Annotated in this window: 10 protein-coding genes; 6 read left to right on the plus strand and 4 right to left on the minus strand. The window is 54.5% G+C overall.

Going from position 1 to position 13,549, the window contains the following annotated elements:
• The first annotated feature begins 198 nt into the window (after window positions 1–198).
• Window positions 199–987, plus strand: coding sequence for an isoprenylcysteine carboxylmethyltransferase family protein (locus tag OEV49_17060; protein MDH3892774.1), 789 nt, complete (start codon window positions 199–201; stop codon window positions 985–987).
• Between the two features lie 77 nt (window positions 988–1,064).
• Here OEV49_17060 and OEV49_17065 read toward each other — a convergent pair whose 3' ends face one another.
• Window positions 1,065–2,999 carry a PAS domain S-box protein gene (locus tag OEV49_17065; protein MDH3892775.1) on the minus strand — a complete coding sequence of 645 codons (1,935 nt, stop codon included), beginning with the start codon at window positions 2,997–2,999 and terminating at the stop codon, window positions 1,065–1,067.
• Window positions 3,000–5,518: 2,519 nt separating this feature from the next.
• On the opposite strand from OEV49_17065, the gene yajC reads away from it, so the two are divergent.
• The 5 genes from yajC (at window position 5,519) to OEV49_17090 (ending at window position 11,529) form a co-directional block, all read left to right on the plus strand.
• The gene (gene yajC, locus OEV49_17070) at window positions 5,519–5,833 is read left to right on the plus strand and encodes a preprotein translocase subunit YajC (protein MDH3892776.1); all 315 of its coding nucleotides are present in this window, start codon (window positions 5,519–5,521) and stop codon (window positions 5,831–5,833) included.
• A gap of 13 nt (window positions 5,834–5,846) precedes the next feature.
• Window positions 5,847–6,362: a peptide deformylase gene (gene def, locus OEV49_17075; GenBank protein MDH3892777.1), complete on the plus strand. Its 516-nt coding sequence runs from the start codon at window positions 5,847–5,849 to the stop codon at window positions 6,360–6,362.
• A gap of 75 nt (window positions 6,363–6,437) precedes the next feature.
• Entirely contained in the window at window positions 6,438–7,397 is a 960-nt protein-coding gene (gene fmt / locus OEV49_17080; protein MDH3892778.1) for a methionyl-tRNA formyltransferase, read from the plus strand.
• Window positions 7,394–8,932: an Rne/Rng family ribonuclease gene (locus OEV49_17085; GenBank protein ID MDH3892779.1), complete on the plus strand. Its 1,539-nt coding sequence runs from the start codon at window positions 7,394–7,396 to the stop codon at window positions 8,930–8,932. The genes fmt and OEV49_17085 overlap by 4 nt, the downstream gene beginning before the upstream one ends.
• A 290-nt stretch (window positions 8,933–9,222) precedes the next feature.
• Entirely contained in the window at window positions 9,223–11,529 is a 2,307-nt protein-coding gene (locus OEV49_17090) for a hypothetical protein (protein ID MDH3892780.1), read from the plus strand.
• A gap of 170 nt (window positions 11,530–11,699) precedes the next feature.
• On the opposite strand, the gene OEV49_17095 is transcribed toward OEV49_17090, so the two are convergent.
• From OEV49_17095 to OEV49_17105, 3 genes are all read right to left on the minus strand, one after another.
• Window positions 11,700–11,915: a peroxidase gene (locus tag OEV49_17095; GenBank protein MDH3892781.1), complete on the minus strand. Its 216-nt coding sequence runs from the start codon at window positions 11,913–11,915 to the stop codon at window positions 11,700–11,702.
• A 93-nt stretch (window positions 11,916–12,008) separates the two neighbouring features.
• Entirely contained in the window at window positions 12,009–12,254 is a 246-nt protein-coding gene (locus tag OEV49_17100) for a carboxymuconolactone decarboxylase family protein (protein ID MDH3892782.1), read from the minus strand.
• Window positions 12,255–12,362: 108 nt separating this feature from the next.
• On the minus strand, window positions 12,363–13,277 hold the full coding sequence (locus OEV49_17105; protein MDH3892783.1) for an alpha/beta hydrolase: 915 nt from the start codon (window positions 13,275–13,277) through the stop codon (window positions 12,363–12,365).
• Window positions 13,278–13,549 lie beyond the last annotated feature (272 nt).

The raw sequence follows: 13,549 nt of genomic DNA on the forward strand, positions 1-13,549 counted from the left end.
CCGCGTCGTTCCGCACTGCGCGGAACTCCTCGCAATGACGTGGTCATGGTCACCCCCTAACACTTTCCCAATCCACAACTTAGAGGAATAGCTACTCGTTGGCAACTAACCCAAAACAAAATCCTGCGGTCGCCTGGGAACTTATCGTATATTATGGGTGTTGTCGATCCATAATATCCATGACTGGAGGATTTGATTATGTCAAGAGTGCTCGCATTTCTCTACAGCATGATTTGTTATATGCTGTTCCTGGGGACATTCCTGTATGCCGTCGGGTTTGTCGGCAACCTGTTTGTGCCCAAATCGATCGATAGCGGACCGTCGACCGGACTGGGCTTGGCCCTGTTGATCAACGCTCTTTTGTTGGCAGCGTTTGCTATCCAACACACTATAATGGCGCGGCCCGGGTTCAAGAAACTGTGGACCAAGATCGTCCCCAAGTCAGTCGAGCGAAGCACCTTCGTTCTGTTCACCAACTGCATCCTGATACTGATGTATTGGCAGTGGCGTCCGATGTCTGCCGATATCTGGGTGGTTGAAAGCTTGGTGGGCAAAGTGGCCTTGACGGCTTTGTTTGGAGTGGGTTGGCTCATTGTTCTTTTGTCGACTTTCATGATCAACCATTTCGATCTTTTCGGACTACGTCAGACCTGGCTGCCTCTGATTGGTAAGCCCCTTACGCCGCCGCATTTTCAAACCACCGGTTTCTACAAAATCGTCCGTCATCCTATCATGTTTGGCTTTGTGGTTGCTTTTTGGGCCACGCCTCACATGACGCTGGGACATCTGTTTTTCTCTATCATGACCACCGGTTACATTCTGGTAGGTATATGGTTTGAGGAAAGGGATCTGATTGCCGATCTCGGCGAGAACTATCTGAAGTATCGCAGAGAGGTTTCAAAGCTGATCCCCTGGTTTCCGAAGAAGTCGGCTGAGGCGAAAGTCACGGTGGGGGATTCGGTTCGCGAACAGCCGGACGCGACCTAATAGCCGGAAGAATAACAACGATAGTGGGTCCGAAGACGGACCCACTCTACTTTTGCCTGGATTACACCCTAAAAAAACTAAGTTAGCGGCAGCGTGATGTGTACTCGGGTGCCATGCCCCTGTCTGCTTTCGATATCAAGTTTGCCGCCGACCTCTTCCACCGTTCGACGGCTGGTGGCCAATCCTAAAGACAAACGAACACGCCCATCTTTCTCGGAAAAACTGAAATCAAAGGCCCGGTTGATCTGCTCGGCCGTCATGCCGGGACCATCGTCGTCGATAATGACCTCGATTAGGTTATCGCGCGGCTCCATGGTTACACGAAGGTTCCCATGGTCCTTGAGAACTTCAATGGCGTTCTGGATAACATTCAGAAAAGCCTGGTTCAGTCGAGCCGGGTCACAAAGCACTTCCACAGGTTGTTCGGGAAAACTGCGCCGAACACTTATGCCGTTCTGAAGCTGAGGTTCGAGCAAGGTGAGTACAGTCTGAAGCCCTTCACGTATGTCGTGTTTCTTGCGCTCGGCGCCATCGATACTGACCAGGTGTTTTAGGTTTTCAAATATCTTCTGGATGCGTCTGGCACTCGTTTTCATGGTGCCGGCCAACTGATCGCCAATATCCAGGCCATCCAGCGTTTGGCGGGCCGCAGGGTCTTCACTTCCATTGCCACTGGCAATATAATCACGACAACCGTTCAGAACAGTACCGATTGAACTGGCCGATGACTGCAATGCCCCCAAAGGCGAGTTGACTTCATGCAGCAAACCGGCCAATAACCGTCCCAGTGCGGCCTGCTTCTCGGTATCAATCAACTGGCTTTGGGCCAGTTTGAGTTCCTCGTGTTGACGAGCCAACTCTTCGGCATAGTTCTTGAGGCTCGTCTCGGCTTCTTTGCGTTCCGAGATGTCGCGGATTATGCCGGTGAAATAGCGATCCTCATGCACTGTCCAGGTAGCCAGCGATAACTCGATGGGAATCTCATTGCCGGCTTTTGTGCGTGCATGCAACTCGACGGTGCTGCCGATCACCCGGCTTTCGCCGCCATCGGTAATCCGTTTCATTCCGGTCCGATGCGCTTCGTGGTGGCGTTCGGGTATAATAATCTCGAGCGGCTGGCCGATAGCCTCTTCCGAACTGTAGCCCAAAATAGCGGTAGCCGCGCTGTTCCAACTGACGACCACGCCCCACTGGTCAGCCGATATGATAGCATCGATCGCCGACTCTGTCACCGAACGAAACTTCTGCTCGGCTTGTTTACGCTCGGAGATATCCCTTATTATCCCGGTGTAGTACCGATCCTCATCCAGAAACCAGGTGGCCAGCGACAACTCGATAGGGAACTCAATGCCCCCTTTTCGAATTGCCGATAGTTCAACGGTTTTGCCGATAGCATGAGTGGCCCCCCCCGAGCCGACTCTCTTGATACCTTCTTGGTGCGCTTGGTGGTATTGCCTGGGAATGATCAGCTCAAGCGGCCGACCTATCGCCTCGCCGGCACTGTACCCAAAAAGGGCGGCGGCCGCCCGGTTCCACGAACGAATGACCCCGGAGATATCGGCTGAAATGATAGCATCGATGGCTGATTCCATGACCGATTGGAATTTCGCTTCCGATTCACGCAAGGCCATCCGAACCTGCGAAACGGTTACCTGACGCTCAACGCGAGTAAGCACTTCGCGCGGCACGAACGGTTTGGTGAAATGATCGTCGCCCAATTCGACACCTTTGAGCCTCATCTCGGCATCGTCGTCGGCGCTCATGAAAATCACCGGTACGTCGCGCAGCAGTTCGTTTTTCTGTAGCTTGGCTCGAAGCGCGAAGGCATCGATGTCGGGCAATCGGGCATCGAGCAGAATCAGGTCCGGCTGACAGCTTGATATCAGGGCCAGGGCCTGATCTCCGTTAGCTGCTTTGTCTACGGTGTAGCCTTCGGCCTGCAGAAGTTCTTCAAGCATTTCGGCTGAATACTTATTGTCATCGACTATAATAACTCGCCCGGATGTCGACATTTTCGAGATTCCTCTCCTTACAAAACTGGCATACGACAATCTGGCGGGTTCGCGCCGCGGCGCGCAGGCGAAGACGGACCCGCCCTACCTTTCTCAAACACGCCAAGCGCGGTTGAAGCACTATGTAAATACGCACAAACCGGCGATTGGCGCAAGCATTAAATAGACAACATCGACCTATTTTCATGTGGGTGGGCAGACAATGTCACCCCGGCCGCAGTCGAGGGGGCCATAAATGGCTCTTGGCGCTTCGCGCGTCATTGCGAGGGAGCGTAGCGACCGCGGCAATCTCAGCCTTCTGTCATTCCGGGCTTTGACCCGGAATCCATCTTCTTCGGTAGCCCACCTATAGCCTTGCGACAGGTGGGTTCCCGTCGGTCGACCGACCGCGAATCTCCTTTACATCGTGGATGGGCAGGGGTAGATTGGGTGTGGAAGAAGCAGGCAATTTCGAACTCTGGGACCCCAGGGGGAGCAAGTCTAACTGGCCTTTAGGACATACCTTCAATGAAGGATTTTCGTAGTGAGAAACGCGATGTAGGAGTGAACTTCTCGATTGCCCCGGACTCTCCGTGCCCGTGTGGATGCGGGAAGGCGGCCTCAGAATGCTGCCTGACAAACTACGAACTTTACAAGGCTCCAGCCTGCACTACACCTCTCCCGCCAAAATCCGGAGATCACATACGGAAGTGTTATGCTAGTCGATTGGCCGACTGTAGTACGACATTGTCGCGTGAGCACTATATTTCGGCGTCCCTTCTTCACTATATAGACCAATTCAAGAATCTGACGGTCAGCGGGTTGCCCTGGCTGAACGGCAAGGAGAAAGTTCTCCCACCTAATGCTTTAGCTTCGAAGATTCTCTGTGAACGCCACAACTCTGCCCTTTCACCTCTGGATGGGATGGCTGTGCACCTGTTCCGAGCCTTTGACGAGGAGGGAATAGCTGGCAGTGGGCAACAACTGCTATATCTGTTTTCTGGCCATGATTTGGAGCGATGGCTCTTGAAGATGCTCTGTGGGATTGCGTCCTCTGGAAGCCTACCAACCGATAATGATTGTGACTTCTCAATCCCAAGGATGTGGCTCAATGTCTTATTTGGCCATGCTGAATTCACGCGTGGAAGAGGGCTCTACGTTTGCGTTGACAAAGATCATCAATTCGCTGGTCCTCACGGATTGGAGTTGCGAGCGATTACTGGTGAAGGAAAGCTCACTGGCATCGGATTGTTCGTGTGTGGATATGAACTGATCTTATCCATGACTGGTTTTCCAGCGAGGCGTTTCAATAAACGCAAGGTCGCCTATCGGCCTATGGAGTTTCACGCAACGGGGAAGAACTGCGAGAAGAGTGTGGTGTTCAGTTGGGATGGGGAGGCGGATCGTGGGACCATACACACAGGAATGGGCAGACCCTGGACTCCACCATAACCATAGCTACGGGCACGACCAGCATGGACCGAGATTGCCGCGTCGTCTCCGCCAAAGGCGGAGTCTCCTCGCAATGACATGGTCGAGGTCATGCATCAGCTCCCCTCATCCTTCGACTCCGCTCAGGATGAGGTTGTCGAAACCTCGCTTCGCGATCCCTTCGGGCCAGGGGTTTCGACCTACCGGAGGCCGTTCATGCCTCGACTGCGCTCGGCATGACACCGATAAATCGGTTTTTCGCCCTTCGGGCCTTGTCGAAACCCGCCTTCGGCGGTCCTTCGGACCAGGGGTGTTGTGGTGGTCGAGTCTTCAGACTCGGCCACAAGACCCACGCGATCTGAAGATCACGCGGGCATAAGAAGGCGGCAGATGTGGACATCTGCCAAGCACGAGATTTGGCGAGTTCGAGCCGCGGCGCGCAGGCGTTGACGGATCCGCCCTTCGAAGACTAGCCCACGGTGTCGGGCGGGGTCGCCGCGACACCACGTAAGGTCCGTCCCAAACAAGGTTTGAGACGGCCACCCGGTCAAAGAATGAAACCCGGACTGAAGTCCGGGCCACCCGGTCGAAGATTGGATTCTGGCCTGCGCCGGAATGACTGAGTACCAAATCTCCCGACACCGGCGGGTCCGAAGACTAGTGATTTCCGCCCCAAACAAGGTTTGAGACGGCCACCCGGTCAAAGAATGAAACCCGGACTGAAGTCCGGGCCACCCGGTCGAAGATTGGATTCTGGCCTACGCCGGAATGACTGAGTACCAAATCTCCCGACACCGGCGGGTCCGAAGACGGATCCGCCCTACGAAGACTGGAATCTGGTCTTCGCTAGAATGACAGAATATCAGCATTCTCCGACATTTGGCGGGTCCGAGGACGGACCCACCCTACGAAGAGAGGCCCGGTCAGCGCACGAGGACGTACGCCGACCACTCATACTAGCCCCACCACCGGGAACCAGCCCCCCAAATAGGCTGTTCTACAAAGGCAAACAAATGCTTGGCAAACAATTGCTTAAAAGCTATATTCGGCCCAGGAAAGTACGGCTGTTCAAGTTTTGAGCAGCAAAGCCGATATTACAAGGAGTAAGCTTGTTTAGCAACTGGCCTATCTTGATGACCGGAGCCGAAGGTGCCGGTGGTGGTGGAGCGTTCACCATCGTTTGGTTTGGACTTATTTTCGTCCTGATGTACCTGCTTCTGATCCGGCCTCAAAGAAAGAAACAAAAAGAACACAATAAGCTCTTAGAAGAGCTTAAAAAAGGTGATAAAGTCGTAACCTCCGGCGGAATGTTCGGCGTCATATTTGCCATCGATGAAAAGCACGGTCGTATCGTGCTGAAAATAGGCAATGATGTCAAATTGGAGTTTCTCAGAAGCTCAATAGCCGCCAAGGTCGACGAATAATCGAAGGAGTACCGTGGCTGAGCGACGGATCGTCACATACGGCGACCCGGTTCTGCGGGAAGTTTCAGAAGCGGTTGAAATTATCAACCAGCAAGTGAAAGATTTGGTGTCCGATTTGGTGGACACCCTCAAAAAAGCCAAGGGTCTGGGGCTCTCAGCGGTCCAGATCGGCGTGTTACAGCGTGTTTTTATTGTCGACCTCTCGGCGGTCGACATAACCGAAACCCTCAGAGTGTTTATCAATCCGGAAATCGTCCAGTCCGAAGGGGAAATCGAGATGGAGGAGGGGTGTCTCTCGTTTCCGGGAATCTACCAGAAGATCGTCCGGCCGGCCAAAGTAAAGGTGAAGGCATTGGACCTGGAGGGGCGCGAATATGTGCTCGAAGCGTCCGGACTGGCCGCCCGCGCTCTCCTTCACGAATACGATCATCTCGAGGGAATTTTGTACATCGAACGCATGACGCCGCTGACCCGCACACTATTGAGAGGCCGGCTCAGAAAACTGGCCAAATCTTCCTGCGCGGCTTAGAAGTCGCTCCACAACGGACGGGTTAACATCCCTCCGGTCACTGCCGATCCACTCGGCTCACGGTAGACAACAACGATGCGAGTTGTGTACATGGGTACGCCGGCCTTCGCCTGCAAACCACTGACGGCTCTACATGGCAGCCGTCATGAGGTGGTAGCAGTCGTCACCGGGCGTGACAAACGACGCGGTAGAGGTCGGGCGACCGATCCGACCGAAGTGTGCGAGGTTGCCCACGAATTGGAGTTGCCGGTGCTCAAACCGAAAACGCTCAAGAGCGCCGAGCTTTATGATCAGTTGGCGGCCATGAAGCCGGACCTGTTCGTGGTGGTGGCCTTTCGGATTCTACCTGAGCGGCTGTTCACATTGCCGAAGCATGGCTCTATCAACCTGCATGCCTCGCTGCTGCCCAAATACCGGGGGGCGGCACCGATCAATTGGGCGCTGATCAACGGCGAGACCGAGACCGGCTTGACCAGCTTCTTTTTGAAAAAGTCAGTCGACACCGGCAATATGATCCTCCAGGAGAAGATCGGTATCGACCAATGCGACAACTGCGATTCGCTGGCCGTAAAGATGGCCGAGAGGGCGGGACCGTTTCTATTGCAGACGCTTGACCTGATCGAGCAGCCGGGTTTCAAACCGCAGGTCCAGAAAGACCAACTGGCCACACCGGCGCCGAAACTGACGCCTGAAGGGGCTATGATCGATTTCGGATTCCCGGCGGCCAGGGTCAATGATTTTGTGCGCGGGCTGTCATCACGGCCGGGCGCATGTACCACTTTTCGAAACATGAAAGTCAAAGTTCTTGCCGGCCGAGTGGTCGGCACAACCGTAACCGAAAACGTTCGCCCCGGCAGTGTCCTGCCGGACAAGAAGCGGCTGTTGATTCAGTGCGCTTCTTCGGTGATCGAAATCACATCGCTCGTTCCAGAGGGTAAAAGGGAAATGGACGGTCGGTCGTTTATCAACGGCTTCAAGCCTGAACAGGGCGAACTGTTTGGTGTGGTTACACAGGGGGCCAGGGAAGAAATATGAAAAAGGAACTATTAGTAAACTCAACTGAGTACGAGACCAGAGTCGCTATTATGGAAGACGACCGGCTGGTGGAACTGCAGGTCGAACGGGCCGAGGTTGACCGCATGGCCGGTGACATCTACAAAGGAGTCATCAAAACGGTACTGCCGGGAATGCAGGCCGCCTTTGTCGATATCGGATTTGAGAAAGCGGCCTATTTGCATTCGTCCGATGTCGGAAAGGTGTACGGCGACGCCGGCGAAGCCGACTCCGATGATGAAGAAGCACCGGCCGAGATCGTGCGCAAAACCAGGCGTGCAGGAATCGAGACTGTTCTCAAACGAGGACAAGAAGTGCTGGTGCAGGTGATCAAAGAACCTATCTCCACAAAAGGTCCACGGGTCGCCACCGAAGTATCCATACCCGGACGGTTCCTGGTGCTGGTACCGGATGATGACCACATTCGGGTCTCCAAGCGAATCTCCAACTGGGCCGAGAAAAAGCGACTGCGCAAAGCGGTGGCGCCGTATCGACCGGAAGGATTCGGTCTGATTCTTAGAACCGAAGCCGAAGGCAAACATGAGAAAGAGTTTGAGGCCGACATCAAACGGGTCATGAAGCTATGGGGGCGGCTCAAGAAAAAGGCCGACTCATCCAAAGCGCCTGCTTTGATCCACAAGGAAGCCGATGTGACCGTCTCGCGTATCCGTGATATTTTCACCGCCGACGTGAGAAAACTTCTGGTCGACAACCGCGACGACTACAAGAAGATTATCAGCTATGCCCGCCAGGTGGCGCCGCATCTGAAAAACCGGGTGGAATTGTACAAAGGTGAATTGCCGCTTTTTGATCTTTATAATCTCGAACCGGAAATCGAGAAGATGCTCGAACGCAAGGTTTGGATCAAGAAAGGCGCTTATCTGATAATCGACCAAACCGAAGCTATGGTGACAATCGATGTTAACACCGGTCGGTTTGTCGGACGCAAAGATCAGGAACAGACGATTTTCGAAACCAACATACAGTCGGCCCGAGAGGCGGCCAGGCAGATCCGTCTGCGCGATATCGGCGGCCTGATCATCTGCGATTTCATCGACATGTACAACCGCGATAACCGTCGTCGGCTGTACGAAGAGTTCAAACGCTGTTTCGAACTTGACCGCGCCAAGCGTGCTATCAGCCCGGTTACCGATTTTGGCATAATCGAAATGACCCGCGAACGGATACGGCAGTCGCACATGGCCGCTCTTTCCGATCAATGCCCCATCTGCAACGGGTTGGGTCGAGTGGTTTCCAAGGATACTATGTCCACCAAAGTCGAACGATGGTTCATGCGGGCCAAAGCCGACCGCGAATTCACCGAATACCATCTGGTAATCAATCCGGAGTTGGCCGAAGCTATGGTGGACAACGGCACCGACCGCATCTCACGCCTGATGAAGAGACATCGTTTCAAAATCAATGTGGTGCGCGACACCACCCTGCCGATCCAGGAGTACAAAGTTTACGATGCCGCGACCAATCAGGACGTGACCGAGCGGTACGTAGTCCGGTGATAAATCACTTTTTCGCGCTTCGCGCGTTTACAACCACGCCCTAATCTGAGCCGCCAGTCTTGTTTGTGCCCGCTGAGTCTTTAGACTCGGCGGGTTTCTTTACGGCAATCCCGTAAGGCAGGTTTCACTTCAAACCTGCCAACAAAGGCGGGTCCGAAGACGGACCCACCCTACTCCAGTCTGACCGTTAACCGGACGTTTTGAGTTGCCTTCTGTGGTCTTTTTTGTATATTCTGGCCAACGAAAGACAAAACGTACCAACCGCATCAGCTACTTGACGGAGAGACACCATGCACCGCATCCTTGCCGCCAGTCTTATGCTCATGTCGGCCCTTTTGCTGACAACAATCAACATCTCAGCCGCAGCCATCAACTACCAGGGACAACTCAACGACTCAAGCGGCGATCCAGTACCCGACGGTTCGCATGCAATGACCTTCAGCCTTTGGACCGATTCCACAGGCGGCGAGAATCTATGGGAAGAGCCGCGCACAGTTTCCACCGAAGGCGGCCACTTTTCCGTATATCTTGGTCAGGTCAATCCGATTTCTGCAAATGTAATTGGCTCGGCCAACTATCTTCAGATTCAGGTCGGGGCGGAGACTTTACTGCCACGCACACTTCTCGGCACAACACCCTCTACGTTCATATCAGAGCGTGTCGTCGGCGATGTTGTCACGGACGGGAGTTCGCTACATCTCCCCGGCGTTGCTAAAGCCGACCTGCCCAAAGCACTGGAATTAAACCAGAATGCGACCGGTGGCATTGTGAGTATTTGGGGAACCAACGGTACAGCATTTGAGCAGGTTCAACTGAAAGGCACCGCTGAGGGAGGACAGCTTGGCATTTGGGGAACGAGCGGGACTGCTACGCCGGGAGCCGAACTTGTGCTCGACAACGGCAGCGGCATGTTAAATCTTTTTCCCGGTAGCGAATGGATCAACGGTCCGGATACGGCCATCAGTATGTCGGTCGATTCGGCAGGTGGTCTGGTGAGCCTTTGGGGACAAGGCGGTTCCGGTAATCCGTTGGGCGTGTTTGGCGCTGATGCCGACGGTGGCAGGGTCAGTATCTGGGGTACAGATGGTACGTCTGTGCCTCAAGTTGAAATGAAAGGTACAGATTCGGGTGGACAATTCGGCCTCTGGGGGACAAACACTGGGGCAAGCATCTGGAGTGGTGTTAGTACGGAAATGAATCTGTGGGGAAGCGGCACGGGAGCTGCGATTTGGAGTGGTAGCGATGCCGGAGCGAACATCTGGGGTGCTGCCGGTGGCTGCGGAATCTGGGGCGGTGACAGTGGCACCGTCAATGTCTGGGGCTCGGCTGGAGGGTCCGGTATTTGGAGTGGCTCCGGTCTCGGTATGGGAATCTGGGGGGCTGGCGGTCTCGGCGGCGGCATCTGGTCACCAGCGCAAGGTGGGGTGGGCATGGGCATCTGGTCCAGCGGCTCGGACACCCTGTTCAGAGTATCTGAGGATGGTCGGGGCGATGTGAACTTAGGAATCTGGGGCACCAACGGCACGAGTATTCCACAGGTTGAGATGAAGGCCACGGCAACAGGCGGACGCTTCGCTCTCGGAGCGGCTGGTGGGCAGCTCATGCCGCAGTTGGAAGCAACCAGTGGTGACAATTCCGGTTCTCTTGGTATCTGGGGCACTAACGGCACAGCCATGCCGGTAATAAACATGGAAGCAACCGACACCGCCGGCGCTATCGGCCTCTACTTTGGAGTACGCGCCGGTGACTATCCACAGGTGGATATTCAGGGTTCGCCGTCTCGAGGAAGTCTGAAGATGTGGGGTGATCTCCACACGCGCTCCAATCAACCAGGCGTTGAGTTTACTTCTGATTCCGCGGGAGGTCTGTTGTTCGTGCGCGGGTCTGATGACAATGCTCGTATGATGGTCTACGGTGAGGGCTACGGCGACAATGCGGTTTTCATGTCGGACAACGCCGTCAGCTCTCGAGAGATACTAGATGAGCCGGGAATCGCACAGAGCAAAGGTGTCAGTTGTAACGATGTAACTTCCACCAGCACGATGGAGGACATTCAGACTATCAGTATAACAATCCCCTCCGACGGATACATATTTCTGTTGGGACATGCAGAGGCAGAGTTCAACGGTACGACTTCGGGCAACCGCGTCGATGTTCAGCTTGATGAAACCAGTGGCGGCAGCCCAGTGAACGGCAACTTTGTTCGTATCGGACTTACCGCCTACAGTGGGACCTCGTACATGGATTTCGACGTTAGTTTGCAGCGTACTTACTTCAAGTCAGCAGGGACCTATACATTCCGCATGGAAGCCAGACACCTCGGCTCGGGGGATGCGTCCCTCTGCTTCCCGATTATCACAGCCATGTATTTTCCGAGTTCGTACGGGACGGTCACAACAGTCGCCGGTAATCCAGAGGACAACCCTGATTATCGCACCGTTTCTTCCAGTGGCCTGGGCGGCGACGGTACCAGCGAAACCGTTTACGAAGTTGATCTGCGCCATTTGGAGTTGCGTGCACGTGAAGCTCGCGAGCGCGCCTTGGAAGCTGAGTTAGATTTGCAGCGCGCACGGTCGGCGCAAGATGGCATGAACTAATCGATTTGGCGGGTTCACGCCGCGGCGCGCAGGCGAAGACGGACCCGCCCTACATGGCTGTGGACTTGGCGGCAGATAGTACGTTGGGTGGCCGTCTCAAACCTTGTTTGGGACGGAGATAACACACACCACCCCCAAACCGCGTTCGAGGGTGCCACCCGGCGAAGAACCTACGCCCCCTCCAGCTCAATACCGAGTGCATCAGCCAGGCGGTTGACATAGTTGAAATATGCGGCTACCTGTACTACATCGTGAATCATCTGTTCGGTCAGACCGCCAAGCTTGAGACTCTCGATATATTCCTGCGTGGTGGTGTGTGCCCCCAAGGTGACCTTGTCAACGAACTTCAAGATGAGTTGGTTCAGTTCGCCTACCTTTGCCGACACCGCGTCACTTGCCAGTTTAGCTTTGAGATCATCATCGACGATAAGATCACCGTCGCTGCCGAGGGACCGCAACGCGGCCCAATGATGTTCTACTCAGTAGTGGCACTTATTGATCGCCGATACCCGCACCGCAATCATCTCGCGCTGCTGCCGGGTCAAGGAGGTTTTCCCCATAGTTACGGCACGAAAAAGTTCGACATGGTATTTCATCGCAGTCGGATTGTGGGCTGCAATCCGAATGATATTGGCCGGCGTGCGGCTCGGTCCGCCGTATTCGCGGTAGAGCGCCTGCAATTCTTCAGATGCATCGTCGTATGGGATGTAGTCAATAAACGCCACCTGGTACTCCTTTACCGGCTGGTTACGGTCGGATCACACGTGCTGGTATCTCAGTCGCAATTGTTCGGAACTCCGGAAGCCGGTAGACCCACGATCTTTCTGTCGAGGCTATTCCCGGGTCACAAAAGTCCAGACCCGATCAGCCACAGAGCTTTCCTGGCCGGACAGGGTCGCCGACTCCACCTTCAACAGTTCATCCGAGGATAACTCCTGCAGTATGACAACCTCGGGATCATCACCGCTCTCGCTTCCGGTCAAAAGCAGAGTTTGACAGGCCACTGCTTCTACCGCCTCGATCTCACGATAGGGCGCCGCATAGCCCGAACGAATGCCGTACCACCACCACATCATGGTGTAGTAGAACGGGAACCAGTAAGTATCGTGCCGATCCTTGAGCATACGCAGCATCCGTTCGGAGGTCAGATATGGATTCACGGCCATCACCTTGTCTATCCGCGCATCCTCTCGCGCGACAAGTATGGCGGCGTCGCCGCCGAGACCAAAACCGACAATGGCGAGCGGGTGGTGGATTTTCTTTCGCAGATCGAGCCAACGAATAACCTCTTCGAGATCGGTCGCCTCATACTGTCCCTCGCCGTGGTACTGGCCGGTGGATCGCCCGGCAGCACGCTGGTCATAGGCTACTACCGAGTACCCGGCAGTGGACATTTGGCGAGCCAACGACAGCATGCTGTCGCGATCGGCATTATCGTGGTGCAGAAAGAAAACCGTTCCCAGGATTGAGTCGTGAACGGCCGAGTCCGGCAACACATACAGGCAGGCCAGAGTGGTCAGACCGTCGGCCTCCACAGTAAAACTGTCGGCAATCAGCCCGGAATCGATCCAGGCCGCAGGGTCGTTTATTTCCAGCGAGTCCTCGTAATAATCGTCGACATTGTCCCGCCCCATGACAGCTTTGGTGCGATTGAGGGGATAAATAACATAGGTCACAAACAAGAGCGCCGCTACCAGGACGAAAATGACCATGTTAATGATTTCTCTGGTCTGCTTCGATAGTTTCATCGACCTCTCCAACTTTACGCCAAGGTTAGCCGACGCACGACGGGCTCATGTGGCTAATCAATCAACCACCTTGAGCCGTGCGTATCCGTTCACAAGTCGGTAAGATAGAATCCTGTATCAAACCGTCAACTACAAATCGAACCGATGTCAAGGCAAAATAGAAATGTCCGGTTTTCAGCAAGATAGAAAGGTCCTATTTGGTTAATTGGTTTGTATTCTTTCGTTCATCTGATTTCAAGGTTCCCATCTTCCTCCAAGGATGATCCCGAGGT

It is taken from the genome of Candidatus Zixiibacteriota bacterium, assembly GCA_029860345.1.
Lineage (GTDB): Bacteria > Zixibacteria > MSB-5A5 > GN15 > FEB-12 > JAJRTA01.